The following is a 26,126-nucleotide window of genomic DNA, read 5'->3' as shown; positions in this document are numbered from 1 at the left end:
GCCGGATCACACCGGCGCCGGCCTCAATCCTCGAACGGCGCGACGCTGCGGCGCTCGCCGCGCAGGAAGGCATCGGCGACGAGCCGGAGCGGCCGGAGATCAACCTCGCTGCGACCATCCCGGACCAGCCCGAGGAAACGATCATATAGCGCGGGATATTCGTGAGGCCCGGATACGGGCACCTCCACGCCATCGGCCAGCAGGCGCGCGCCGCCATCGATCAGCGCCAGCCGGCCGGCGTCCGTTTCGATCCGCACCGTCCAGGTTTCGCGATCGGTCGGCCCCCAGTCGAACCGGGCATGTGCATCCGCCGGCACGCCTTGCCCGCCGAAGCGGAGCGCGGCCGCGATCGGCTGGCTCCGGTTCGAAGGCACGTCCAGCGAGGCCGCCTCGATCGTGAGGTGCACGGGCAGGATCTCGGTCGCGATCGAAAGCGCGTTGATGCCCGGATCGAACACGCCGAAGCCGCCCGGCTGCCAGATCCACGCCTGGCCGGGGTGCCATTTGCGAACGTCCTCGCGCCATTCGATCTCGAATGCCCTGATCCCGGCACCCGCCAGCCGCGCCCGCGCCTCCGCCACGGCCGGGGCGAAGCGCGAATGCCAGGAAGCGAACAGGGTGATCCCCGCCTCCACCGCCGCCGCCTCGATCTCCGCGACCGCGCCCAGCGTGGCCGCCGGAGGCTTTTCCAGGAAGACATGCCATCCGGCCGCAATGGCCTCATGCGCGGTGGCGGGGCGATCCTCAGGCGTGTTGCACAGCGCGACCGCATCCACCCTCAGGCCAGACGCGCGCAGATCCGCGATCGAGGCGAAGGCCGGCACGCCGGCGGGCGCGGCCTTCCGGCGGCTGACGCAGGCGATCAGTTTCAGCGCGGCGTTGCCGGCGATGGCGGGGACATGCTGGTCCTCCGCTATCTTGCCATAGCCGACGATCGCGATGCGCAGCGGTTCGCTCACAGGGCGTGGACAGCCGCCACGAAGCGGGTGGCCTCGGCCGCGACCTCGGCGGCGGGCTTGCCCGCGCGATACAGGTTGGAGCCGAGCCCGAAGCCATCGGCGCCGGCGGCGCGCCACTGCGGCATCACCTCCGGCGTGATGCCGCCAACCGCCAGCACCTTCGTCTCCTTCGGCAGCACCGCGCGCTGTGCCTTCAGGAAAGCGGGCGATGCCCCCTCGGCCGGAAACAGCTTCAGCCCGTGCGCGCCGGCGGCAAGCGCGGCGAAGCCCTCGCTCGGCGTGAAATAGCCGGGCAGCGAAACCATGCCCGCCGCCACCGTGGCGGCGATCACCGCAGGATCGCTGTTGGGCGAGACGACGAGCTTTCCGCCCGCCGCCGCCACCAGCCCCACCTGCTCCACCGTCAGCACCGTGCCCGCGCCCACCAGTGCCTTGTCGCCATGGCGGCGGACGAGCTTCGCGATGCTTTCATAGGGGTCCGGCGAATTGAGCGGCACTTCCAGCATCGTGAAGCCCGCGCCCACCAGCGCATCGCCCACATCCTCGCTCTCGGCCGGCGTCAGGCCGCGCAGCACCGCGACCAGCGGGCAGGCCGCGAAGGCATCGAGGAAAAGCGTCTTGGGATCAGTCATCGATCATGCTCCGGATATGGTGGATGCCGGCAAGGAAGGCAGCCTGGCCGTCGATCTCGGTGGCGGTGCCGCCGAAATGCGCGATGGCGGTGGCATAAAGCGGGCCGAGATTGGGATCGGAAAGGATGTGCACGGCCCGCCCCGCCACATCGCGCGCGGCGACATCGCTGCCGATCAGGAGGCCACTGGCATAGGCCGCGCCATCCCCGGCCATCCGCCTCCCGAGCAGGACGGAGGCGCGGATGCCGAACAGGCGCGACAGCAGATCGCCCTCCGCCGCGTCCGCCAGCCCCTCGCGAAACGCGGCGCCGTCCGCCACCCTGCCACCCATCATCTCGGCCAGAATGCTATGATCGCGCAGCAGCGCGAAGAGTTCGCCGGTCATCGCGGTGGTAATGCGGACGATCCGGCCGCCCTCCAGCGTGATCCACTTGTTGTGCGTGCCCGGCTGGCAGAACAGGGCGTCGCCCGGCGTGAGCCCGGCAAGCGCCGCGCCCACTGCCTGCACCTCCTCGCCCCGCATCACGTCCGGCCGCTCGTCCGCGCCATTGCAGGCCACGCCGGGGACGATCGCGAAACGCTCGCCCGCGACATGGCCGAGCCCGGCGGCAAGCTCCGCCACGCCGGCGGGTGCCATTACATAGGGCACCTCGATCCAGCCGCGCGTGGAGCCCACCATGCCGGCGACGAGCGCGGGCAGATCGCCGAAGCGCGCGCGCAGCCCCGCCAGTTCCGTCGACCAGCCGCCCGCCGCCACGCTCTTGATGCCACGATCGTCCCGCGCGGTCGCGAGCACGAGGCCATCGCCATCCATCACATAGACGCGCCGGTTGGTCGTGCCCCAGTCGATCGCGAGAAAGCGCCCCTTCGCCATCAGAGCGCCCCTCGCCCGCCCGCCACAAACGCGCCCGCGCACCGCTCGGGCAGGCGACCGTTCATGCCGCGCCGATCCCGCATGCCATGGTCTGAGGCCTGACGAAGCCCGGCTTTGCTGTCATCGATCATCGAACCCGGCCGCTCCCTGAAGCCTTCGGCTGCCCGCTCCCCTACTAGGCCATCGGCACGATCGACAACCGGGGTGGCAAGCCGCATTTCGCTTGCCTTGCGAAGACTTGTCATACAAGTCCGTCCCGAGATCACAAGGGGATGCGAGGCGGCATGACAGCGGTGCGATGCGTGGCGGATATTTCCGCCCTCCTCGGCGAAGGCCCGCTGTGGGATGTCGCCCGCGAGACGCTCTGGTGGGTCGATATCAAGCGCGCACGCCTCCACCGCCATTCGCCCGCCACGGGCGAGACGCGCTTCCTCCAGCTCGACCGGCGGATCACGGCGGTGGGGCTAGCGGCGGGAGGGCGTTTCGTCGCCTGCGGGGATGAAGGCTTCGTCCGGCTCGATCCCGAGACAGGCGCGATCGAGCCGATCGCGACGCCGGAGGGCGAGGCGCCGGGCAACCGCTTCAACGATGGCAAGGTCGATCCGCTCGGCCGCTTCTGGGCCGGCACGATGGACGATGCCGAGCAGGAAGCATCGGGCGCGATCCATTGCCTGGAGGCGGATGGAAGGGCGCGGCGCGTGGCCGAAGGGTTTCGCGTCCCCAATGGCCCCGCCTTCGATTCCGCCGGCCGCATGTATCTGGCCGATTCGGCGTTGGGCCGGATCTACGCCTATCCGGCCGGCGGCGACGCGCCGCGCACCCTCTTCGCCAGCTTCCGCGAGGAGCAGGGCTTTCCGGACGGAATGACCTGCGATGCCGAGGATCATCTGTGGGTGGCCTTCTGGGATGGCTGGTGCGTGCGCCGGCTTTCCCCGGATGGAAGGATCGTGGCCGAGGTGCAGATGCCGGTGGAGCGGCCGACGAGCCTTGCCTTCGGTGGCGAGGGGCTGGGGACGCTCTTCGTCACATCGGCCAGCGTGGGCCTGAACGAGACGGCGCTCGCCGCGCAGCCGCTGGCCGGCGGCCTCTTTGCCTTCGAGCCCGGCATGGTCGGCAGGCCCGCATCGGTTTACGGACGAACGCGCGGCTGATCCGCGCCGCCTGGCGCGCGTGCCGCACCGGGCATGCGCTGCCGAGGGCCGTATCTCCCGCGCGGACGCTCAGTCCGGCGCGGAAGCACGGCGCCGGGATCGGGCACTATCGGGAGGCGCTTATGCCCCGCACTGGGGCGGCAGCGTGATCGGGCCGGTCTTCACCGCCCAGGCACCGCCGATATTGTAGGCGCGCCCCGCCTTGAGGCCCGCGAGCGTGCGACACCCGATCGAGGCGGCGAAGGCTTCGATCGGCACGTTCTTGCTCTGCGCGACCTGCGTATACCCCTGGCGGCGCTTGATGTTGATCGCGTCCACCTTGGCCTTGAGGCCGCCGACAGGCGCCCGCGCGAAGCCGAGATAGCCATCCGCCTGCTCGCCCACGGTGCCGGCATCCAGTGCCGCCTCCACCTCGCCATCCATCTGGGCGAGCGCGGGTGCCGCCGCGAACAGCGAGAGGCCGATCAGGCCGGAAATCAGGAGCGTTTTCGTCTTCATTTCGGGAACAGGTCCGGATTGTTGGCGATGAAGTCGTCGGCGTCCTTCTTCAGGCTGACGACGACCTCCTGCTTCACGTTGATGTTCAGGTTGATCTCGATCGGCTTGTCCGGCGCCTTCACGGTGATGCAACCCGCAAGGGCCATAGCACCTGAAGCCACCGCCAGCCATCGCATCGCGCCCGTCATCATCTCCGTCAAGCACGGGCCTTTCATCGCACAACTCCGCTTTCGGGGGCCTGAATAGGGGGTTCAGCCGCCGTTGTCGCGGGCGGGCTGGCGGCGGAGGTCGCCGCAGGGGTGGCGGCCGGTTGCCGTACCGAATTCAGCAGCAGGCTGGGATCCATATAGGCCCGCGCCGTGCCGACAAGACCACGGAAGGGCGCGCGGATCGCGATATTGAAGCGGAAGGGCAGGTTGCGGATCAGCCGGGTGATCAGGCTCTGCTCCGGCGTCGCCTCGCGCACGCCGGTGAAGCGCACGTTGCTCACCATTTCACCGTCCAGGCGCCCGTCGAGGCTGATGTCCAGCGCCGAATAGCGGATCGCCTTCAGCGCATCGAAGGCCAGCTTGCCCATCGCGCCCAGCTGCGCCGTCGTAAGCTCACCCACATAAGCGAGAGTGCCGCCGCCGCGCGCCGTGACGAAACCCTTTTCGATCCGGCCGCCATTGTCATCGAAGATCATCGGCAGTTCGCCGTCGAACGTGCCGGTGGCGGCGATGTTCGGGAAATCCAGCTGCTGTATGAAGACGGCAGCATTCACAGTTTCCACGCGGAAGGTGAGCCGCCGTTCGGCCGCCTTGTTGAAATCCAGCGTGGCGGGATCCAGCCGCAGCGTGCCGCCCGCAAAGGGGAAGGTGGCATCCTCGATGCGGACGCGATTATTCCCGATCAGCTGATAATGGGCTGTCCCCTCGCTCACCTGCACGCCCGGATTCAGCTCCGCGATCGTCACGGCCTGCCCCGGCGCGCTCACCAGGCCGAGCAGATCGGTGAAGACGATCTGCCCCCTGATGCCGGAAACGGGGCCGAAGGCGGCGGCGAGATCCAGCCGCTCGGTGGCGAACGTGCCGCCGCTTGTCACGCCCGCCGCTCCCCAGTCGATGCGTCCATGGCCCGCGACCGTGCCCGCGACATTGGCGATCACGCCCAGCGTGAGCGGCGTCAGCGCATCGGGCTGGAGCCCCTTGGGCACGAAGGTGATGCCGGCCACGTCGAGATCGGCATGTCCGGTCCCCGCGCCCAGATCATGCGCAAGCGTGACCCGCGCAACCGCCGTGCCGCGCGCGGGCTGGCGAAGGATGCCCGCAGCGGTGATCCTCCCGCCGGCCAGATCCAGCGTCACGTCATCGGCATCCAGCGGATGGAAGCGCGGCTCGGCCGCCTGATCGCTCACTTGCAACCTGCCCCTGATGGCCAGCACGCCGCCACGCAGCGCCCACTCGCCCGCCGCCCCCTTCAGATCCAGCGGCACATTCGTGATCGCGCCGTTCGCGCCTTCGAAGCGGCCACCGGGGCCGGCCGCGCCGAACGCGCCGTCAAGCGTCGCCACGTCCAGCCGCGTCGGCCTTGCGGGATCGCCCAGCATGGCGGCGAGACCGGCCAGATGAAAACCGCGCGCATCGGCGTGCGCGCCACTTGCCGTCAGCAGCAGCGGCGCGGCGCCGCTCCGCCCGGTCAGCCGGATCGGGCCGGCCGCCGCATCGATCCGCAGCGCGCCCCCCGGCGCCCGCGCGACGAGCGGGCGGCCGCACAAACGCAGGCGCGCGGCATCGAACGTCACCGCGCTCTGGCGCATCGCGCGGAACGAGACGTCACGGCATCCGGCATTGATCGCCAAGCCATCATCGGCAGACACGCGCCCGTCGAGCGGCACCTCCAGCCCGCGCACCTCGCCGTCGCCCAGCGGCCCATCGATCAGCAATCGCGTTGCGAACCGGGCCACGCCATCATCCCAGGCGAAGGACAGCTTCGGCGCAGCGATCGAGGCATCCGCCGAGCGGAAGGGATCGAGCCGGCCGGTGGCGTTGAGCGGCGCGCCATCGCCCGCCTGCCGGATGCGCAGCCGCAGGGGCGGCAGATCGCCCCCGCCGCTCGCAATATCGGAATCGATCCGCCAGCGGCCCGGTGCCCAGCGCAGGCCATCGCCGCCCGTGGCGCTCAGCCGTGCGCGATCGCGGCCGGCAAGCATCGCGCGCTGAACATGCAGGCTGGCATCCAGCCCTTCGATCAGCCCGGTAAATTCCACCCGCGCATCGGAATCGCGCAGCAGCCGGGTGAAGCCCCGCGCGGCGCGCGTGGCCGTGGGCGAGACGGGAAGCCCCGCCGGAAGCGGAAGCCCGGCAATCGCCGCCGCCTGATCCGGCAAGGCGAAATGCGCGAGCGTGATCTCGCCCCTGGCATCCAGATGGCCGAACGATCCCACCGCCTCCACCACGCCGCTCATGCCGCCGAAGCGCGCTGGCCCCGCCCCGCCGCCAAAGCCCGTCGGCCGCGCCTGCAAGCTCACCCGATCGAAAGCCTTGCTGGAGGTCGCCGCGATCCGCAACTCGCCCCGGCCGAGCGTGAGATGGGGGCAGCCCGTACCCAGAATCCGCACCGGCCCCTCCACCCGGGGCGCGCCAGCGAGGGTGGAGATCTGCATCTCCGCCTTTACCTGTGCCAGCGAGCAGGAGGCGAGCCGCAGCATATCCGCATCCGCCCGCGCGCTGCCCCGGAAGCTGCCGGCCGGATTGCCCGCGCCCGCCAGCGCCACGCGGATCGCCCCGTTCGGCGTATCCAGCGCGAGCGTCACGTCATTCAGCGCCATCGCCAGATCGGGCAGCTCGATCTTGCCCCCGCTTTCCGGCAGCAGCCGATCGATCGCGCCCAGATGCAGCCCTCCGCCATCCAGCCGCGCCCGCAGCATCACCCCATCCACCGCGATGCCGCGCACGATCGGACCGGCCAGCCCATAGCCGATCGTCACGTCGATCCGTTTCGCAACGAGATCGGGCCGGTGCGCATCGCCGATCCGCACATCCTCCATCCGTTCGAGGAAGGGGCCGACCTTCGTGATGCGATAGCTGGCGGGCACATGGGCCGCCTCCAGAGTGCGATCGACGAGCAGCCCCGCGATCCGCAGCCGCAGCGCCCATGTCAGCACCAGCAGCAACGCAACAACGCCCAGCACCGCGAACAGGCGCGGCCGCCTCATCGCCGCGAGAGCCCCCGCATCATCGCCGTCACGCGCGCCCGTTCGCCGCGCGATCCGCGATCGCGGCGTGGATCTGCGAAACCACGGCGGCGCCCTCGCCCACGGCCGCGGCGACGCGCTTGGTGGATTGCGCGCGCACATCCCCGATCGCGAAGATGCCCGGCCGGCTCGTCTCCAGCGAAAGCGGGCCGCCACCCGTCACCAGAAAGCCCTTGGCATCCGTCTCCACGCAATCCTTCAGCCAGCCTGTATTGGGATCGGCGCCGATGAACAGGAACAGATGCTTGAGCGTGCAGCGATGTTCTGATCCGTCCGCCCGCTTGCGGAAGGTGGCGGCGATCAGGCCGCTCGCGCGATCGCCCTCCAGCGCCACCACTTCGCTGCCGACATGGATCTCGACATTGGGGAGCGCCGCGATGCGATCGATCAGATAGCGCGACATCGTCTCGGAAAGATCGCGCCGCACGAACATGTGCAGCCTCTTCACCTGCGTCGCCAGGAACACCACCGCCTGGCCCGCCGAATTGCCGCCGCCCACCAGCGCCACAACCTCGCCCGCGCACAGCCGCGCCTCGATCGGCGTGGCCCAATAGGAGACGCCGGCGCCCTCGAACGTGGCCAGGTTCGGAATATCCGGCCGCCGGTAGCGCGCGCCGGATGCCACGACGACCGCGCCCGCGCGCACGCGCTTGCCGTCCGTCAGCTCCAGCGCGGGCTCCGGCCCGTCGCAGTCCAGCGCGGCGATCTCCACGGGGATGGCGATCTCCGCGCCGAATTTCAGAGCCTGGTTGAAGGCGCGGCCGGCCAGCGCCTGCCCCGATATGCCGGTGGGGAAGCCCAGATAATTCTCGATCCGGTTCGATGCGCCCGCCTGCCCGCCCACGGCGCGCTCGTCGCACACCAGCACCGAAAGTCCCTCCGACGCTGCATAGACGGCGGCCGCCAGCCCGGCCGGCCCGGCCCCCACGATGGCGACGTCGTAGCGCGCATCCGGCGCCAGATCGGGCGTGATGCCAAGGCAGGCGGCCAGCTCCGCCTCGCCCGGCCGGCGCAGCATCGCGCCGTTCGGGCAGACGACCAGCGGCAGTTCCTCCGCCGTGACGCCGATCCGTTCGATGAAGGCATGGCCATCATTGTCGGCGGCGGCATCCACCACCTTGTTGGGATAGCCGGCCCGCGCGAGGAATCCCTGCAGGCGCACGATGTCGCGGCTGCCCGGGGTGCCGATCAGGATCGTGCCGGCGCCGCCCTGCTCGATCAGGCCGACGCGGCGCAGGATCAGCGCGCGCATCACGATCTCGCCAATCTCGGCCGATCCGATCATCAGCGCGCGCAGATGCGCCTGATCGAAGGGAAGCGCGGTGCAGCCCTCCGCACCCGCTATGCCCGCCGCAATCGAGGCGCGGCCCGCCAACTGGTTCACCTCGCCCGAAAACTGGCCGGGATGATGCGTCGTCAGCAGCACCTCACGCTCCAGCCCGTCGCGGCGCATCACCTCGATCGTGCCTTCCAGCACCAGCCAGGCGGGCGCATCGCGCGCGCCGATCGCATACAGTGCCTCGCCCGGCGCGAAGACGCGCTCCGGCCCGCTGGCGAAGCGCCGTGCCGTCTCCATCTGCGCAGCGGACAGCACGGGAAACATCTGGTGTTCGCGGCTGTGCAGGTCGCTCATCGGGTGGCTCCGGTCGGGTTGAATCCAAAGGCTAGCCGAGGTGCGTTGCGATCCCAAGTCCCCGGGACGCACACCGTTTCCCGCCGGTCTGGCTCGCGCTGATCGGGAAACCGACGGCTTCGCGCGAAGCCGGGACGCGGGACAGGGCATGCTCGCTTCCCGACTTCGGTTCCCGATACGCTCGAACCTCCGCCAGAAACGAACGGGCGGGGAAAGGCGCCGGGAGAAAGTCTGTCTTACCCCAGCCGCGCCAGCGCCGCGCGCAGCCGATCGGCCTCGGCCGACTTGGCCTCGTGATCCTCGCGCGCCTTGGCGACGGCCTCGGGCTTGGCCTTCTCCACGAAGGAAGGATTGCCCAGCCGCCCGGCCAGCGACGCGGCCTCCTTCTCGGCCGCCTGCGCCGCCTTTTCGAGGCGCGCCTTCTCGGCGGCGAGATCGATCACGCCTTCGAGGGGGAGAACGAACGTCGCCTCGTCGATCACGATCTGGGCGGCACCGCCCGCCACGACATCGCCCTCGGCCATCTCGACGCGCGCCATGCGCGCCAGCGGCGCTGCATTGGCGGCGAGCCGTGCCAGCGTCGCCTCGCCCGCGCCGCGCGCGTGCATCGGCAGGCGCGCGCCCGGCGGAACGTTCAGTTCGGAACGGGTCGCGCGGATGCCCTGCACCGCGCGGATCAGCCATTCCACCTCGGCGCTCGCCTCCGGATCCAGCGAGCGCGCATCCGCCATCGGCCATTTGGCGACGATGATGTCATGATCGCGGCTCGCCAGCGCGTGCCACAATTCCTCGGTGATGAAAGGCATGAAGGGGTGGAGCAGGATCAATATCTGATCCAGCACCCAGCCGGCGACGGCCTTGGTTTCCCGCATCCCGTACCAATCATCAGCCTGCGCGTCTCCAGGGCCGGCCGTGTTGATGGTAGGCGTCAAGACAGGCTTGATGAGTTCCAGATACCAGTCGCAAAACTGGCTCCAGACGAAGTGATAGATCGTGTTCGCCGCCTCGTCATAGCGCAGGTCCGCCAGCGCCAGATCCAGCGCCTGGATCGTCTTGATCGCCTCGCCGAGGATCCATTTGTTGACGGCGAGCGTCGCCGCCGGCGGCTCGATCGTCGCGGAGCCGCCAATGCCGTTGGACTGGGCGAAGCGCGCCGCATTCCACAGCTTCGTCGCGAAATTGCGATAGCCCTCCACGCGCCGCTCATCGAGTTTGATGTCACGCCCCTGGCTTTCCATCGCCGCCAGCGTGAAGCGCAGGGCGTCGGCGCCATATTTTTCGATCAGGCCCAGCGGATCGACGGTGTTGCCCTTGGACTTGGACATTTTCGATCCGTCCGGCGCGCGGACGAGGCCATGGAGATAGAGCGTCTTCCACGGCACTTCCTTCATGAAGTGCAGCCCTTGCATCGCCATGCGCGCATCCCAGAAAAACAGGATGTCGAAGCCGGAGATCAGCACGTCATTGGGATAATGGCGCCTGAGCGCGGTCGTGTCGTCCGGCCAGCCGAGCGTGCCGAACGGCCAGAGCGCGGAGGAGAACCACGTGTCGAGCACGTCATTGTCGCGGCGCAGCTTCCTGTTTCCGGCCAGCGCCTGCGCCTCCTCCTCGCTCTCCGCGACGAAGGGATTGCCGTCCTCATCGAACCACGCAGGGATCTGGTGCCCCCACCAGAGCTGGCGGCTGACGCACCAGGGCTGGATATTCTCCAGCCACTGATACCAGGTCTTCTTCCACGTCTCCGGCACCACGCGGATCGCGCCCGATCGCACCGCCTCCAGCGCCGGCCCCGCGAGCGTCTTGGCATCGACATACCATTGATCGGTCAGCCACGGCTCGATCACCACGCCCGATCGATCGCCATAGGGCGTCTGGATCACGCGATCCTCCACCTTCAGGAGGACGCCGTCCTCCTCCAGCAGCTTCACGATCCAGTCGCGCGCCTCGAAACGGTCCATGCCGATCAGGTCGATCGGGATCAGCCCGTCCGCCGTCTGCGCGATCTTCGCCTCGGCATCCAGCATGTTGAGCATCTCGGCCGGCTTGATCCCCGCGCGCACGCCCACTTCGAAATCGTTGAAGTCATGCCCCGGCGTGATCTTCACCGCACCCGATCCCAGCGCCGGATCTGCATGCTCGTCCGCCACGATCGGGATCAGCCGGCCCGTAATCGGCAGGCGCACCTTCCGGCCGATCAGCGCGGTGTAACGCTCGTCCTCCGGATGCACGGCCACGGCCATGTCGGCCAGCAGCGTCTCCGGCCGCGTCGTCGCCACCGTGATCGTGCCCGATCCGTCGCTGAGCGGATAAGCGAGGTGCCAGAACTTGCCGTTCACCTCCCTGGTCTCCACCTCGAGATCGGAGATGGCGGTGCGGAAATGGGGATCCCAGTTCACCAGCCTTTTGTCGCGGTAGAGCAGCCCCTGCCGATACAGCTCGACGAACACCTTCACCACGGCTTTCGAAAAGCCTTCGTCCATCGTGAAGCGCTCGTTGGCCCAATCGCAGGAGGCGCCGAGGCGTCGAAGCTGGCGGGTGATCTGGCCGCCGCTCTCGGCCTTCCATTCCCACACCTTCTCGATGAAATTGTCGCGGCCCAGTTCCTGCCGCTTTATGCCGTCCTTCGCGAGGTTGCGCTCCACCACCATCTGCGTGGCGATGCCGGCATGATCGGTGCCGACCACCCACAGGGCATCCTTGCCCTGCAGGCGCGCATGGCGGACGAGAATGTCCTGCAGCGTATTGTCCAGCGCGTGGCCGATATGCAGCGATCCCGTCACGTTCGGCGGCGGAATCACGATCGTGAAGGGCTCGGCCTCGCCCCGTTCGGGCCGGAACAGGCCGGATTGCTCCCAATGCGGATACCAGCGCGCCTCGATCGTGGCGGGGTCGAAGGTCTTGTCGATCGTCATGCGCACGCTCCTAACGAGGAGCCGCGCCTGCGCCTAGGGTGTGATCCGCCCGCGCGAGGCGCCGGCGATCAAGCGCCTGCCCACCCTGCGCGCTAGTTCAGCAGCGCGGCCAGCAGGCCCGTCACCTGGCTGCTGCGATAGGGCTTGGGCAGGAAGATACCGCCTTCGGGCAGGGATTCGTGCGAGACCACCATTTTGCCGGAGGTGACGACCACCACCATTCCGGGATGCCGCGCATGCGCGATCCGGGCCAGTTGCACCCCGTCATAGCGGCCGGGCATGTTCACATCGGTGAAGATGGCGCGGATGTCGGGCCGCTCCTCCAGCCGCTGGAGCGCCTGATCGCCATCCAGCGCATCGATCGCCTCGAACCCCGCCTCCTCGAAGGCATCGATGGTGCTCATAAGGATCAGCGGCTCATCCTCGACGACGAGAATGGCGGGCTTCGGGCTATTCATCTTCGGGAATCGCACGAAAGGCGACCTCGTTCCGGTTGATCCATGATAATTTTTGTACGCAACCGGACCTAACGCGGCGTCAATGCTTGTCCGACCCCACATTTTGCTGGAGAAACCGCAATATCGTCTGCCAGACATGCGTCTGCGCACCTTCGCCGGAAACGCCGTGCGTCTTGCCGGGATAGACCATCATTTCGAACGGCACCTTCGCTTCCTGCATCCGCGCGAACAGCATCGTCGAATTCTGGAAGACGACATTGTCATCCGCCATGCCGTGTATCACGAGCAGCGGATCCTTGATCTTCGTCGCATCATCCAGCGCGCCGGCCGCCGCATAGACTTTGGGCAATTGGGTCGGATCGCCGAGATAACGTTCGGTATAGGCCGTGTCGTAAAGCTCCCACTGCGTGACCGGAGCGCCCGATATGCCCGCCGCGAACACGCCCGGCGCCGCCTCCAGCATCTTCAGAGTCATGTAGCCGCCATAGGACCAGCCATAGGTGACGACCTTGGTCGGATCAACATAATCCAGCGTCTTCAGCCACTTGGCTGCATCCACCTGATCCTGCACCTCCACGGTGCCCATCGCGTGATAGATCTGATCCTCGAAGGCGCGGCCGCGATTGGCCGATCCGCGATTGTCGATCTCGAAATAGATCCAGCCGCTGTCGGCCAGATACTGGCCCAGCGGATTGGCCCACGCGCGCTGCACCGTCTGCACGTGCGGGCCGCCATAATGCTCCATGAAGACCGGATATTTCTTCCCCGACTCCATCTTCGGCGCGATCATCTTCCAGTGGAGGATGCTGCCGTCCGCCGCCTTCATCGTGCCGAAGACGGGATCGTGGTGGCTGGCGAGATAGGGAAAGTAGGGATGCCCCTCGATCACCGCATTCTGACTGATCCAGGTCAATCTCTTTCCGTCCGCATCGGCCAGATAATATTGCGGCGGCTGGCTGGGGCTGGATCGGCGGATGATGAGCCGCTTGCCCGTGCGGTCCATCTGCGCATCGTTCCAGTATCCGCGCTCGGTCAGGCGCTGCGGCGCGCCGGGCTTCAGATAATCGATCGCATAGACCTGGCTTTCCAGCACATCATCCTTGTTCGCGGTGAAGAACAGGCGATGGCTCGCCTGATCGACGCCGACGAGCCCGGCGTTGAAGGATTGCCCGTCCGTCTCCAGCGTCCACGCTCCCTGCGTGAGCTGGATCCACTTGCCCGCCACCCAGCGATAGAGATGCTTGGTGCCGCTGCGCTCCGAACTCCAGATGAGGCTGCCATCCGCCAGCGCGCGGAAATCGTCCGAAAGGTTGATCCAGGTTTTCGAGGTTTCGGTGAAAAGGACGGCCGATTTGCCGGTGGCCGGATCCACCTTCAGCATGTCGAGCGTCTTCTGGTCGCGGCTGAGCCGCTGCACGTAGAGCGCCCCGCCATCGCGCGACCAGTTGACCCGGGCCACGTAGAAATCGGGATCGGCGCCCAAATCGGCCTTCACGCGATGCGATCCGTCCGCGTCCATCAGCCACAGTTCGACCTTCGCATTCGGCGTGCCGGCGGCGGGATAGCGCTGATCGATCACCTTGGTCTCGTTCGCGCCGATCGCCGCGCGGCTGACCAGCTTCACACCGCTCTCGTCGGTCCGCTGCACTGCGATGCGGCGGTCGCCGGGCGCCCACCAGTGGCCGGAGAAGCGGTTCAGCTCCTCCTGCGCGACGAATTCGGCCGTGCCCCAGGAAAGCGCGTCCTTGCCGTCCGTGGTGAGCGCATGCTCCTTCCCCGTCGAAAGATCGATCACGTACAGATTCTGGTCGCGCACGAACGAAACGTAGCGGCCGCTTTCCGAAACCTTGGGCTCGATCTCGGTCTGCGGGCTGTTGGTCAGCCGGCGCGCCGCTCCATCCAGCGTGGCGAGGTAGAGATCGCCGTCCAGCGGGACGAGCAGGCTCTTGCCGTCCGGCGCCCAGTCATAGGCAGTGATGCCCTTGAGGCCGCCGATGCGCAGCCGCTCGCGCCGCATCTTCTCCTCTTCGGAAAGCGCGGCGCCCGAGCCCACCTTTTCGCTGTCCACCAGCATGCGCTCGGCGCCCGTGGTCGTATCGATCGCCCACAGATCGTAGCGGTCGCGATCGGCGGCGCGATTCTTGAGCAATGTGGCGAGCCTGCCGTCGGGCGAGAGCTTCAGCAGGCGCGGCGCCGGCCCGGCCAGACCGGGGCTCTGGAACAGGCGCTCCAGCGTGAGATCGGCGGCGGGCGACGCGGATGCGGCGGGCGGAGTGGCGGCGGGGGAGGTGGTGGCTGTCACGAGGCTCACGGTGGTGATGGCGGCTGCCAGAAGAATCTTCATGGCAATGTCTTGTAACGACTGAAAGAGGCCGCGCCAGCCCATGCGCTCTCCCCCGCTCTCCACCAGCGCTCGCCGGCCCTGCTTGCCAGCCTTGCACCGTCCGGCGATGATCGCCGCCGCCGGATGGCCGGGGGGCATCATGCGTCAACTCTATTGGGCGTTTCTGTTCGCGTTCGTCGTGATGGTGGCGGGCTTCTGGCCGACGACGGCGGGTTCGTCCGTGCCGCTCGGGCCATTGCGCATCGTCCATGGCAGCCTCGCCGCGCTCTGGATGGCGATGCTGGTCGCGCAGAGCTTCCTCGCCGGGCGCCGGAAGCTCGCATGGCACCGGCGGATCGGCTGGGCCTCGGTCGTGGTGGTGCCGGCGTTCGTGGTGACGGCCTTCCTCGTCGTGCGGGATGGCCTGCGCCACTCCACCTATTTCCCGCGCGATCTGCGGCTGACGCTGACGTGGATCGATCTGTGGTCGCTGGTGCTGTTCACCGGCCTCTGGGGCGCCGCCATCGCCAGGCGCAGGCGCTGGCCGCTCCATGCGCGCTATATGGGCTGCACCGTGTTCGTCGCGATCATCCCCGCGCTCGGGCGCCTGCTGGGGATCAATCTGCCCGCGATCGGCGGCCTCTCGGGCGCGCTCCACCCCAGCTACTGGATCGTGGAGGCGATCCTGATCGGCCTGATCGCGCGCGATATGCGGAAAGGCGGGCATCCCGCGCCTTATGCGATCACGCTGGCGGGGCTGGCGCTTTCGGAGATGACGATGTTCGCGGCACCCCATTGGGGCTGGTTCAACGCCATCGCCGAGGCGATCGGGCCGGTGGGCTAAGTCGCCAACCCGCCACGCCAGACCCGTTCCGGGGTCGAGCGGGCAGGAGCAGGGGCCGTGGAGCGAGCGGACGTGCGGATGCCGGAACAGGCCGGATGTGATGGAGCGCCCGCCACACCCGGCCCGACGCTCAATTGCCCGCCAGCTTGTCCTTCAGGAAGGTGAAGAAGCCGGTCGCCTGCGGGCATTCCTCGCCCGTTTCGGTCGAGCGGAATTCCTCGAGCAATTCCTTCTGGCGCGCCGTCAGCTTGGTAGGCGTCTCCACATCGATCTGGATCACCAGATCGCCCTGCCCGCGCCCGTTCAGCACGGGCATGCCCGCCGCGCGCTGGCGCAGCTGCTTGCCGGACTGGATGCCCGCCGGAATGCGGATTTCATGCGCCGTGCCATCCAGCCCCGGCACCGTGATCGTGCCGCCCAGCGCGGCGGTCGTGATGCTGATCGGCGCATGCGCGAAAAGCGTCGTGCCATCGCGCTGGAACAGATCGTGGCGGGAGACGTGGATGAATACGTAGAGATCGCCGGCCGGCCCGCCGCGCGCGCCCGCCTCGCCCTCGCCGGTCATGCGGATGCGCGTGCCTTCGTCCACGCCGCGCGGAATCTTCAGCTCCAGTGTCTTGGTCTTCTCCACCCGGCCTTCGCCATGGCAATCGCCGCAGGGGCTGGAGATGGTCTGGCCGCGCCCGTGGCAGGTGGGGCAGGTGCGCTCCACCACGAAGAAGCCCTGTTGCGCGCGCACCTTGCCGTGGCCCGCGCAGGTGCCGCAGGTGCGCGGCGCCGATCCTTCGGCGGCGCCGGATCCGTGGCACGTATCGCATGCCGCGGCGACATCGACGCGGATCTGCTCGGTGCGGCCGTGAAATGCGTCTTCGAGGCTGATTTCCAGATCGTAGCGCAGATCGGCGCCGCGCAGGGCAGAATTGCCGCCACGACCGCCCCGGCCGCCGCCGCCCATGAATTCGCCGAAGATATTCTCGAAAATGTCGGAGAAGCCCTCGAAGCCTTGCGCCCCGTGGCCGCCGCCGCCACCATTCTGGAAGGCGGCATGGCCGTAGCGATCATAGGCCGCGCGCTTCTGCGGATCCTTCAGCACATCATAGGCGACGCTGATCGCCTTGAACTTGGCTTCACTGTCGGAACAGCCCGGATTGCGATCCGGATGGCATTGCATGGCAAGGCGCCGGTAAGACGTCTTGATCGTCTTGTCGTCGGCGGTCCGCTCGACCTCGAGCAATTCGTAATAATCGACGTCTGCCATTCAGCGCCCCGGCCAATCGCCCTGCCGATGAGCCCCCGTCCGCCCATCGAAGTTGAGGAAGTTGAAGGACACATCCAACCTGCGCCAGACGCGTCCCTCAGCCCTTACTTGGTGTCGTCGACTTCCGAGAATTCGGCATCGACCACGTCTTCACCCTGGCTCGCGCCCGAGGCACCGGCACCGGCCGCGCCCTCGGCGCCGCCCGCTGCCTGCTGCTTTTCGTAAATGGCCTGACCGAGCTTCATCGCGACCTGGGCGAGCGCGTTGCTCTTCTCGGTCATCTTCTCGGCATCGCCACCTTCGACGGCGGCGCGTGCCTCGACGATCGCGCCCTCGATCTCGGACTTCAGGCCCGCCTCGATCGCGTCGCCATGCTCGCGCAGCTGGCTCTCGGTCGAGTGGATCAGGCTTTCGGCGTTGTTCTTGGCTTCCGCCGAGGCACGACGCTTCTTGTCCTCTTCGGCGAACTGCTCGGCATCCTTCACCATCTGATCGATGTCGGAGTCCGAAAGGCCGCCCGAGGCCTGGATCTTGATCTGCTGTTCCTTGCCCGTGCCCTTGTCCTTGGCGGACACGTTCACGATGCCGTTCGCGTCGATATCGAACGTCACCTCGATCTGCGGCACGCCGCGCGGCGCGGGCGGAATGCCGACCAGATCGAACTGGCCCAGCATCTTGTTGTCCTGCGCCATTTCGCGCTCGCCCTGGAAGACGCGGATCGTCACGGCGTTCTGGTTGTCATCCGCCGTGGAATAGGTCTGCGACTTCTTGGTCGGGATCGTCGTGTTGCGGTCGATCATCTTGGTCATGATGCCGCCCAGCGTCTCGATGCCCAGCGACAGCGGGGTCACGTCGAGCAGCAGCACGTCCTTCACGTCGCCCTGCAGTACGCCCGCCTGCACCGCGGCGCCGATCGCGACCACCTCATCGGGGTTCACGCCGGTGTGCGGCTCCTTGCCGAAGAAATTCTTCACGGCATCGCGCACCTTGGGCATGCGCGTCATGCCGCCGACGAGAACAACCTCGTCGATGTCGCTCGCCGAAAGGCCGGCATCCTTCAGAGCCTTCTTCATCGGCTCGATCGTGCGCGTGATGAGCGGCTCGACCAGACGCTCCAGATCGGCGCGCGTGATCTGCTTCACCAGATGCTTCGGGCCAGTGGCGTCGGCGGTGATGAAGGGCAGGTTGACCTCGGTCGTCGCGGTCGACGACAGTTCGATCTTCGCCTTTTCGGCGGCTTCCTTCAGGCGCTGGAGAGCCAGACGATCCTTGGTCAGATCGATGCCCTCGGAGGCCTTGAAGCCCTGCGCCAGATATTCGACGACCTTGGCGTCGAAATCCTCGCCGCCCAGGAACGTGTCACCGTTCGTGGACTTCACCTCGAACACACCGTCGCCGATTTCCAGCACGGACACGTCGAACGTGCCGCCGCCAAGGTCATAGACCGCGATCGTCTTGTTGGTGTCCTTGTCGAGACCATAGGCCAGCGCCGCGGCCGTCGGCTCGTTGATGATGCGCAGCACTTCCAGGCCCGCGATGCGGCCGGCATCCTTGGTCGCCTGGCGCTGCGCGTCGTTGAAGTAAGCCGGAACCGTGATGACGGCCTGCGTGACGGTTTCACCGAGGTAGGACTCGGCGGTTTCCTTCATCTTCTGGAGCGTGAAGGCGGAAATCTGGCTGGGCGAATAATCCTCGCCGCCGGCCTGCACCCACGCATCGCCATTCGCACCCTTCACGATGTGATAGGGGACCAGCTCGGTATCCTTCTTGGTCACCGGATCGTCGAAGCGGCGGCCGATCAGGCGCTTCACCGCGAAGATGGTGTTGTCCGGATTCGTCACCGCCTGGCGCTTGGCCGGCTGGCCGATCAGGCGCTCGCCATCCTTGGCGAAGGCGACGATCGAGGGCGTGGTGCGCGCGCCTTCCGCATTCTCGATAACCTTGGGGCTTCCGCCCTCCATCACCGCGACGCAGCTGTTGGTCGTACCGAGATCGATGCCGATGACTTTGGCCATTGGGTTCCTCTTGCAAGCAGATTTCTAATATCGCGGCCGGGCGCTCCCTCAACAGGCAAGCGCACCGTTTCCGCAACATGTCACAGGGCGCGATATAGGTGGCGGAACAGGCACCGCAAGGCATGGCCGGAGCAGGCATGCCGGGAAGGTTCCACGATTTTCCGCCGCCCGCGCTTTTGCGGCCGCCGCCCCGCCGCTGTAAGGGGCGCCCATGAAGCGCCTCGCCCTCCTTGCCGCCCCGCTCGCCATCCTCGCCCTGCTGCCCGCGTGCAGCGCGCGCGATGCCCAGCCGAAGGTGACGCAGGCGTGGGTGCGCCTGCCCGCCGTGCCGGGGCGCCCCGCCGCCGCCTATTTCACCATCGCCGGCGGCCGCGGCGCGGAGACGATCGTGCGCGTCGAAAGCGCGCTGGCGAAGCGCGTGGAGATGCACGAGAGCATGGGATCGGGCGGCATGATGACGATGAAGCCGCTCGCCACCGTGCCCGTGCCGGCGCATGACCGACTGGTCTTCGCCCCGGGCGGGCGCCACCTGATGCTGTTCGATGTCGATCCGGTCGTGACGCCGGGCACCGCCATCCCGCTCCGCTTCGGCTTCGCCAGCGGGCGCACGGCCGAGGCCGAGGCCAAGACGGTCGCGGCGGGCGAGGACGCGCCCTACTGACGGGTCAGGCGGCGAACTGTTCCTGCGCGAGATCCAGCGCCACCCGCAGGCTGACGGGATCCACCTCGAACGGCTTCAGCGAATTGGCGGTGTACATTTCGCCGAACGCATAAGCGGCGGCGGCATCGGCGGGCGTGATCCGCCCCCGGACGCCGACATAGACGCCGCCCACCCCATCCAGGAAATAACGGTGCACGTTCGTCATGTGCGCGGCGGGCAGGATTTCCACCAGCATGATCGGCCCACGCGCCGGATCGCGATAGAGGAGCGGCCCCATGCCCGCTCCGTGGATGGCGACGACATGCGTCGCCTCCCCCAGCAGCCGGAACTGATCCGAGACCGACAGATCCTCCGGATAGACGGTCTCGTAGCCGAGCGGGGCCAGCACCGCCTCGATCTCCGCCTGATTGGAAATGAAGCGGGTGCCGCGCCGCGCCAGAAACACCCTGGCCGGCAGCGCCCGCTCGCCGCCGGGCCGGGAGGCGAGAATGGCCTCCGCGATCCGCCGCAGCGGCGGCGTGCCCGTATCGCGCAGCATGTTGTACATATTGTCGCGCTCGACGCGGACGATATCGCCCGGCACCCCATATTCGGTGGTGACGATCGGATAGCCGCACGCCCCGAACACCCGCCGCACATAGCCGGGCGTGTCGGACGGGAGGACCACCGTGAAAGGCGCATCCAGCACGCGGCGCGCCACCTCGCACATCGGCAGATGCACGCTGATCGAATGGTGGAAATTCTGGGGCGTGCCCTCGCGCATGTCCACCAGCAGGCCGGATACGGGCTCGGGCGGGCGATCCGCGCGGAGCTTGTGGCGCAGCATCCGCAGGCCGCCCCGCGTCGGCGCAAGGCCTGCCCCGCGCTCGATATCGTGCACGGTGATAGTGCCGCCCGAATAATAAGCCGGGGGCAGCCACATGCGCTCCACCGCCGGCACGACCCGATCGATCAGCAGCGTCTCCGCCCCGATCAGCCAGTGCGCGCCGGTGGTGAAGGGCGGGACGATCTCGACGTGCGGCATCAGATCGTCTCGATGACGCGGCGGAGCACCGCCTCCAGCCCCTGCTCGCGATCGTAGAATTGCGCGGCCAGCGGCGCGCAGGCCGCCTGCAGGCGCCGGTAGAGCGCCCGATCCTGTGCCAGCGCGAGCACCGCCTGTGCATGGCTTTCATAATCCTCGGCGCGGGCGGCCATCGCGGCCGGCTGGAGGATTTCCAGCGCGGGCACGATCGGATTGCTGATGAGCGGGCGCCCGGCGAGGATCGCCTCCGCCGCCGTCATCGCCAGCCCCTCGCAAAAGCCGCTGCGCGTGGGCACGATCGAGGCGTGGCTTTTGGCATAGACGTCCTGGATCTGCTCCAGCGTCATCCAGCCCGGCGTCTCGACGACCCCCTCCAGTCCCCGCTCGCGGATGGAAGCGCGCACCGCCTCCAGCGCGGTGCCCTTGCCGCAAAGGGTCCAGCGCACGGCGCCGGGCGCGCGATCCTCGATCCAGCGCGCCATCAGCGGGATATCCAGCACGCCCTTTTCCTCGACCACCCGGCCGATGAACATCACATGGAATGGCGTGGCATCCGGATCGGCGGGCGGGATGGCATCGAACATTTCGCGGCGGAACTGCGCGCGCACCTGCACCACGGGGCGATGCTTCGGGCCGGCAATCTCGTCCACCTGTCGCTCGCATTCGGTGGATACGGCCAGGGTCGCCAGCGGCACCCGCCGCCAGAAGCGGCGATCCAGCCACTGGATCACGCGCTGCCGCATCGATGTCGGGCGGAAGCCGCTCGCCCACAGGCTGTTGTGCAGCACGGGGATCACCGGAATGCCGAACAGGGGGAACAGCGCCATCATGAAGAATTGGGTGACGCCGCTGTCCAGTATGGCGACGTCCGCGCCGAAGGCGCGCGCCTCCCGCAGCATCATGAACGCGTAGCGCAGGTCTTCCCAATAATAACCGAGGCCGCTGGCGGGCCGCTTGGGCCGGTGCAGGAAGGTGAAGGCGCCGTCCTTCAGCGTTTCCGCCTCTCCCCGGTCGGAGGTGAACAGCCCCTCCGCGCCGAGATCGACGCAGAGATCCTGGATCTGCGAGGAGAAGGTGATGGAGACTTCGCTGGGATCGAAGCGCCCTTCCCGCCAGTGGCGATGCGCGCCGATGATATTGGCGCGACCCGACGAGGCGTAGAAAACCTTCTTGACCATTACACCCCCAGCGGCCGCGCGGGCCGGATCATCCGATTTCCCCGATCGGACGAAAAGGTTTCGATTTCATCCCTCGACGGGCCGCTCGACCCTTACCCGGCCTTGGCGACACCCACCATCGCGGGGCGCAGCAGCCGATCCTTGATCATGTAGCCGGCCTGCATCTCCTGCACGATCGTGCCCGGCTCCTGATCGCTCGGCAGTTCGATCATCGCCTGATGCTTGTTCGGATCCAGCTTCTGGCCAACGGCCTCGATCTTGGTGATGCCGTGGCGCTGGAACACATTTTCCAGTTCCTTGGCCGTCATCGCGATGCCGGCGATGATGCCCTTCACGCTCTCATCCTCCTGCGCTGCGGCTGGAATGGCGGCGATCGCGCGGGCCATGTTATCGGAAACGGAGAGCATATCGCGCGCGAAGCTGGTCGCGGCATAGGCGCGGGCGTCGGCCGCGTCCTTCTCCATCCGGCGGCGCACATTCTGCGTCTCGGCCTGCGCGTAGAGAACCTTGCTGCGAAGCTCCTCGATCTCGGCTTCCAGCTTCTGCGTCAGATCATGCTCGGCCACTTCGGGGGCCTGCTCGGCCGTCTCGGCGCGCAGATCGTCGGGGGTGGTCGTTTCATCAGTCATGCCATCAATCTCGTCAGTGTTCGGGCGGTGAAATCCACCATGGGAACGACACGCGCATAGTTCAACCGCGTCGGGCCGATCACGCCCACCACGCCCACCACGCGGCCGTCCGTGCCGTGATAGGGCGCGGCGATAACCGAGGAACCCGATAAAGCGAACAGCTTGTTCTCGGATCCGATGAAGATCTTCATCGCCCGGGCGCCCCGCGCGCTATCCAGCAGGCGGGCAATCTCCTCCTTGCCCTCGATCTCGTCCATCAACTGGCGCACGCGTTCCAGATCGGCGGCGGCGGCCGGATCGATCAGGTTGGCCGCCCCCCGCACGATCATCACCGGCCTGCGGCTGCCATCCTCGGACCAGACGGCCAGCCCGCGCGTCACCAGATTCTGCGCCGTCCGGTCCAGCGCCGATCGCCCCATCGCGATCTCGTCTTCCAGGCGCACCTGAGCTTCCGCCAGCGTCAGGCCGCCGAGCATCGCGGTCATGTAATTCGCCGCCTCGCCCAGCGCGTGCGCGGGCACGTCCAGCGGCAGATCCATCACGCGATTTTCGACCGATCCGTCCGCGCCCACCAGCACGGCCACCGCGCGGCCCGGCCCCAGCGGCAGGAAAGCGAACTGCTTCAGCACCGGCTCCGCGCGCGGCACCAGTACGATGCCGGCGCAGGCCGAGAGGCCGGACAGGACCTGGCTGGTCGCGGCGAGCGCATCCTCCAGCGGCCCGGCAGCACGCGTCTGGGATTCGATCGCGGCGCGCTCCTCGTCCGAAAGCGTCGTCGTCTGCATCATGCCATCGACGAAGAGGCGCAGGCCCGTCTCGGTCGGCATCCGCCCGGCCGAGGCATGGGGCGCGGCGAGCAGCCCCATCTCCTCCAGATCCTGCATCACGTTTCGGATCGAGGCGGGCGAGAGATTGAGCCCGCCGAAGCGCGCGATCGTGCGCGATCCCACTGGATCGCCGCTCTCCAGATAACCCTCCACCACCATGCGAAACACGTCGCGCGCGCGCTGGCCGAGTTCGGGGACGGAGGTCATGCGGCAGATGTAAGGGGACGGCGGAGGAGCGCGCAAGGCCCGCATTCCTCCCCGGAAAGCGGAGGTCGCATCGCAAGGCGATGACGGAGGGGGCTCCTTCAAGCGAAACGCCAGAAGCGGCCCCGCTTCACCATCCTTCGGACGCCCCCCCCCAACTTCAGGGCAGGCTGCTAGGTCGCCGCCAGCGGTTTCCGCTCCACCCGGCCCACCAGCACCACGAGCGAGGCCAGCACGCCGATCGCGCCCGCCACCAGGAAGGCCGGCAGATAGGTTCCCGTCGTCTCGCGGATCAGGCCCGCGCCGAAGGCGGCCGTCGCGGCGCCCAACTGGTGCCCCACCATTACCCAGCCGAACACGATCGGCGCGTCCCGCTCGCCGAATGCCAGGTTCGTGAGCTTCACGGTCGGCGGCACCGTCGCGATCCAGTCGAGCCCGTAGAATATGGCGAACACGGTGAGGCTGCCCGCCCCGAAATCGAGGAAGGGCAATGCCATCAGCGAAAGCCCGCGCAGGCCGTAATAGACGAACAGCAAGCGGCGCGGATCATAACGGTCGGTCAGCCAGCCCGAGGCCGTGGTGCCGAACAGATCGAACAGGCCCATCAGCGAAAGCAGCCCCGCCGCCTGCACGGGCGGGATGCCATGATCCCCGCAGAAGGCGATCATGTGTGTGCCGACCAGCCCGTTGGTGGTGAGCCCGCAGACGAAGAAGGTGCCCGCCAGCAGCCAGAAGACCGGCTGGCGGATCGCCATCATGAGCGTGCGGATCGCCAGCAGGGGATCGGTGGCGCGGCGGATAGGCGCGGCGGCCGCCTCCGCGCTCTCGCCGAAGCGGCGCGTGCCGACGTCGCCCGGATGTTCGGGCACGAACAGGATCACGAACGGGATCAGGCTGGCGCAGGCGATGCTGACGGCCATCGCCACCGGCTGCCACGCGCCCTCTCGCGAGAGCCAGGCGATGAAGGGCAGGAAAATGAGAGCGCCCGTCGCCGTGCTCGCGCTCAAAAGGCCCATGACGAGCCCCTGCCGCGTCGCGAACCAGCGATTCACCACGGCCGCGCCCATCACCGAGGCGACCGCGCCCGATCCGATCCCCGAAAGCACGCCCCATGTGAGGATATAATGCCAGGGCTTCGACATGCCGAGGCTCAGCAGGGTCGCGATCGACATCAGCGCGAGGCCGCCGATCATCGTGCGCCTTATGCCGACAGACTGCATCAGCGCCGCCGCGAACGGGCCGACCAGCCCATAAAGCACGATGCCGATCGCGGCGGAGGCGGAAACCGTCGCCCGATCCCAGCCGAACGCCGTCTGCAACGGGATCATCAGCACGCCGGGCGCCGCGCGCGATCCCGCCGAGACGAGCAATGCCACGAAGGTGACGGCCACCACCGCGAGGATGCGGTTGCGCGCCGAAAGCGGCAGGCTGCGGGCGATGGCGCTCATGCCGCGATCTCCTCTGCGGCGCGGGTGGCATCCGCCAGCAGCACCCGCAACGCCTGCCACTTCTCCTCGCCCAGAGCGCGCACGAACCGCGCCTGCGTCGCGTCCCAGGTCCCGGCGATCCCGTCGATGATCGTGCGCCCCTCGGGCGCCAGCGCCGCGACGCGGGCACGCCCGGCGCCCTGCGTCACGCTCACCAGCCCGCGCGCCTCCAGCGGGGCGATCATCCGGTAGAGCGAGGTGCGCTCCATCACCATCTCTTCGGCCAGCTGGCTGAGCGGGGTCGGCCCCATCCGCCCGAGCGTGCGCAGCAGGGCGAACTGGCTGATGCTGAGGCCGCTCGCCGCGATCGCCTCATCATAGAAACGCGTCACGGCGCGGGATGTCTTGCGCAGCACCGTGCAGGCGCAGGGATTCGGGTTGCTCATGCATATGATGCATATACATCATATCACCCCTGCACAATCACCATCCGGGCCTGTTCCGCTGCCGATAATGTGCGCGCCCGGCGATCGGCGCGCTTCCGTCATCGAGTCGCCAACGGGCTCTGAAACACGCTCAGGAGGACGAGCGAGGGCGAGAGGAGCATGCCACGCGCGGCAAGCGCGCTCCTCTCCCGGCCTTACTTCAGGCGCATGTCCAGATAATCGTCCACCGACTTCATCAGATCCGGCATCTCATGCTCGAAGAAATGGTTCGCGCCGGGGATTGTGTCGTGATGGATCGTGATGTGGCGCTGGGTGCGCAGCTTGTCGACCAGCTTCTGCGTCGCCAGCGGCGTCGCCACCTCGTCCGCCTCGCCCTGGATGATGATCCCCGAAGAGGGGCAGGGCGCGAGGAAGGTGAAGTCGTAGAGATTGGCCGGCGGCGCGATCGAGATGAAGCCCTTGATCTCCGGGCGGCGCATCAGCAGCTGCATGCCGATCCACGCGCCGAACGAGAAGCCGGCGATCCACGTCGTCTGCGCCTCGGGGTGGATCGACTGGACCCAGTCGAGCGCGCTCGCCGCGTCGGACAATTCGCCGATGCCGTTGTCGAACACGCCCTGGCTCTTGCCGACGCCACGGAAATTGAAGCGCAAGGTCGCGAAGCCGCGCTTCACGAACGTCTGGTAGCAGGCCTGCACGATCCGGTTGTTCATCGTGCCCCCCGCCTGCGGATGCGGGTGGAGGATCATGGCAACCGGCGCGCGCGGACGCGGACCCGGATTGAAGCGGCCTTCGAGACGCCCTTCCGGGCCGGGGAAAATGACTTCTGGCAAGGTCGTCCTGCTGAACTAGGCGTGGCGTGCCGTCACCGCTAGGGCGAGGCCGATCGTGCGCCTATATAGGGGCCGCGCTAAGCCGCGCAATCATTCCGAAACGGA

23 protein-coding genes are annotated in these 26,126 nt (G+C 67.8%); 3 read left to right on the top strand and 20 right to left on the bottom strand.

The window, feature by feature from the left end; all coding sequences use genetic code 11:
• Positions 1–23 precede the first annotated feature (23 nt).
• From DI605_RS14145 to DI605_RS14130, 4 genes are read right to left on the bottom strand one after another with little or no spacing between them, the layout of a single operon-like run.
• Positions 24–959, bottom strand: a complete 936-nt coding sequence (locus tag DI605_RS14145; RefSeq protein WP_293975097.1) for a Gfo/Idh/MocA family oxidoreductase — start codon at positions 957–959, stop codon at positions 24–26.
• Positions 956–1,591 (bottom strand): 2-dehydro-3-deoxy-6-phosphogalactonate aldolase, encoded by a 636-nt coding sequence (locus tag DI605_RS14140; RefSeq protein WP_293975094.1) that lies wholly within the window; start codon positions 1,589–1,591, stop codon positions 956–958. The genes DI605_RS14145 and DI605_RS14140 overlap by 4 nt, the downstream gene beginning before the upstream one ends.
• Positions 1,584–2,465, bottom strand: coding sequence for a 2-dehydro-3-deoxygalactonokinase (locus DI605_RS14135; protein ID WP_293975092.1), 882 nt, complete (start codon positions 2,463–2,465; stop codon positions 1,584–1,586). The genes DI605_RS14140 and DI605_RS14135 overlap by 8 nt, the downstream gene beginning before the upstream one ends.
• On the bottom strand, positions 2,465–2,683 hold the full coding sequence (locus DI605_RS14130) for a hypothetical protein (protein WP_293975089.1): 219 nt from the start codon (positions 2,681–2,683) through the stop codon (positions 2,465–2,467). Before DI605_RS14130 ends, DI605_RS14135 begins: the two co-directional genes overlap by 1 nt.
• A gap of 66 nt (positions 2,684–2,749) precedes the next feature.
• On the opposite strand from DI605_RS14130, the gene DI605_RS14125 reads away from it, so the two are divergent.
• Positions 2,750–3,616 (top strand): SMP-30/gluconolactonase/LRE family protein, encoded by an 867-nt coding sequence (locus DI605_RS14125; RefSeq protein ID WP_293975087.1) that lies wholly within the window; start codon positions 2,750–2,752, stop codon positions 3,614–3,616.
• Positions 3,617–3,736: 120 nt separating this feature from the next.
• Here DI605_RS14125 and DI605_RS14120 read toward each other — a convergent pair whose 3' ends face one another.
• The 7 genes from DI605_RS14120 to DI605_RS14090 all read right to left on the bottom strand — a co-directional run bounded on the left by DI605_RS14120 (position 3,737) and on the right by DI605_RS14090 (position 14,696).
• On the bottom strand, positions 3,737–4,114 hold the full coding sequence (locus DI605_RS14120; RefSeq protein WP_293975084.1) for a YdbL family protein: 378 nt from the start codon (positions 4,112–4,114) through the stop codon (positions 3,737–3,739).
• A complete protein-coding gene (locus DI605_RS14115) occupies positions 4,111–4,290 on the bottom strand; it encodes a YnbE family lipoprotein (RefSeq protein ID WP_293975325.1) in 180 nt (59 codons plus the stop codon). The genes DI605_RS14120 and DI605_RS14115 overlap by 4 nt, the downstream gene beginning before the upstream one ends.
• Positions 4,291–4,325: 35 nt before the next feature.
• Positions 4,326–7,310 (bottom strand): YdbH domain-containing protein, encoded by a 2,985-nt coding sequence (locus tag DI605_RS14110; protein ID WP_293975081.1) that lies wholly within the window; start codon positions 7,308–7,310, stop codon positions 4,326–4,328.
• Between the two features lie 28 nt (positions 7,311–7,338).
• A complete protein-coding gene (locus DI605_RS14105) occupies positions 7,339–8,982 on the bottom strand; it encodes a cyclic nucleotide-binding domain-containing thioredoxin-disulfide reductase (RefSeq protein ID WP_293975078.1) in 1,644 nt (547 codons plus the stop codon).
• Between the two features lie 236 nt (positions 8,983–9,218).
• The gene (locus tag DI605_RS14100; RefSeq protein ID WP_293975076.1) at positions 9,219–11,894 is read right to left on the bottom strand and encodes a valine--tRNA ligase; all 2,676 of its coding nucleotides are present in this window, start codon (positions 11,892–11,894) and stop codon (positions 9,219–9,221) included.
• Positions 11,895–11,986: 92 nt separating this feature from the next.
• A complete protein-coding gene (locus DI605_RS14095; protein ID WP_293975073.1) occupies positions 11,987–12,352 on the bottom strand; it encodes a response regulator in 366 nt (121 codons plus the stop codon).
• 79 nt (positions 12,353–12,431) lie between these two features.
• Positions 12,432–14,696, bottom strand: a complete 2,265-nt coding sequence (locus tag DI605_RS14090) for an alpha/beta fold hydrolase (protein WP_293975070.1) — start codon at positions 14,694–14,696, stop codon at positions 12,432–12,434.
• A gap of 139 nt (positions 14,697–14,835) precedes the next feature.
• Between DI605_RS14090 and DI605_RS14085 the strand changes: the two genes are divergently transcribed.
• Positions 14,836–15,519, top strand: coding sequence for a hypothetical protein (locus DI605_RS14085; RefSeq protein ID WP_293975067.1), 684 nt, complete (start codon positions 14,836–14,838; stop codon positions 15,517–15,519).
• Positions 15,520–15,649: 130 nt separating this feature from the next.
• Here the strand turns inward: DI605_RS14085 and dnaJ are convergent, their stop codons facing one another.
• Positions 15,650–16,777 carry a molecular chaperone DnaJ gene (dnaJ, locus tag DI605_RS14080; protein ID WP_293975064.1) on the bottom strand — a complete coding sequence of 376 codons (1,128 nt, stop codon included), beginning with the start codon at positions 16,775–16,777 and terminating at the stop codon, positions 15,650–15,652.
• 104 nt (positions 16,778–16,881) lie between these two features.
• Entirely contained in the window at positions 16,882–18,792 is a 1,911-nt protein-coding gene (gene dnaK, locus DI605_RS14075) for a molecular chaperone DnaK (RefSeq protein WP_293975061.1), read from the bottom strand.
• A gap of 211 nt (positions 18,793–19,003) precedes the next feature.
• Here dnaK and DI605_RS14070 point away from each other — a divergent pair, with 211 nt between their 5' ends.
• Positions 19,004–19,453 carry a copper chaperone PCu(A)C gene (locus tag DI605_RS14070; protein WP_293975058.1) on the top strand — a complete coding sequence of 150 codons (450 nt, stop codon included), beginning with the start codon at positions 19,004–19,006 and terminating at the stop codon, positions 19,451–19,453.
• A gap of 4 nt (positions 19,454–19,457) precedes the next feature.
• On the opposite strand, the gene DI605_RS14065 is transcribed toward DI605_RS14070, so the two are convergent.
• The 7 genes from DI605_RS14065 to DI605_RS14035 form a co-directional block, all read right to left on the bottom strand.
• Entirely contained in the window at positions 19,458–20,477 is a 1,020-nt protein-coding gene (locus DI605_RS14065; RefSeq protein ID WP_293975056.1) for a glycosyltransferase family 61 protein, read from the bottom strand.
• On the bottom strand, positions 20,477–21,655 hold the full coding sequence (locus tag DI605_RS14060; RefSeq protein ID WP_293975053.1) for a glycosyltransferase family 4 protein: 1,179 nt from the start codon (positions 21,653–21,655) through the stop codon (positions 20,477–20,479). Before DI605_RS14060 ends, DI605_RS14065 begins: the two co-directional genes overlap by 1 nt.
• A gap of 92 nt (positions 21,656–21,747) precedes the next feature.
• The gene (gene grpE, locus DI605_RS14055) at positions 21,748–22,284 is read right to left on the bottom strand and encodes a nucleotide exchange factor GrpE (protein ID WP_293975051.1); all 537 of its coding nucleotides are present in this window, start codon (positions 22,282–22,284) and stop codon (positions 21,748–21,750) included.
• Positions 22,281–23,318, bottom strand: coding sequence for a heat-inducible transcriptional repressor HrcA (gene hrcA, locus DI605_RS14050; RefSeq protein ID WP_293975048.1), 1,038 nt, complete (start codon positions 23,316–23,318; stop codon positions 22,281–22,283). The genes grpE and hrcA overlap by 4 nt, the downstream gene beginning before the upstream one ends.
• A gap of 170 nt (positions 23,319–23,488) precedes the next feature.
• Complete coding sequence (locus DI605_RS14045) at positions 23,489–24,763, bottom strand: MFS transporter (RefSeq protein WP_293975045.1); 1,275 nt, start codon at positions 24,761–24,763, stop codon at positions 23,489–23,491.
• Positions 24,760–25,188, bottom strand: a complete 429-nt coding sequence (locus tag DI605_RS14040) for a MarR family winged helix-turn-helix transcriptional regulator (protein ID WP_293975042.1) — start codon at positions 25,186–25,188, stop codon at positions 24,760–24,762. Before DI605_RS14040 ends, DI605_RS14045 begins: the two co-directional genes overlap by 4 nt.
• A gap of 194 nt (positions 25,189–25,382) precedes the next feature.
• Entirely contained in the window at positions 25,383–26,021 is a 639-nt protein-coding gene (locus DI605_RS14035; protein WP_293975039.1) for an alpha/beta hydrolase, read from the bottom strand.
• Positions 26,022–26,126 lie beyond the last annotated feature (105 nt).

It is taken from the genome of Sphingomonas sp. (genome assembly GCF_003248515.1).
Classification (GTDB): Bacteria; Pseudomonadota; Alphaproteobacteria; order Sphingomonadales; family Sphingomonadaceae; genus Sphingomonas_I.
This window is presented reverse-complemented; position numbering and strand designations above follow the sequence as displayed.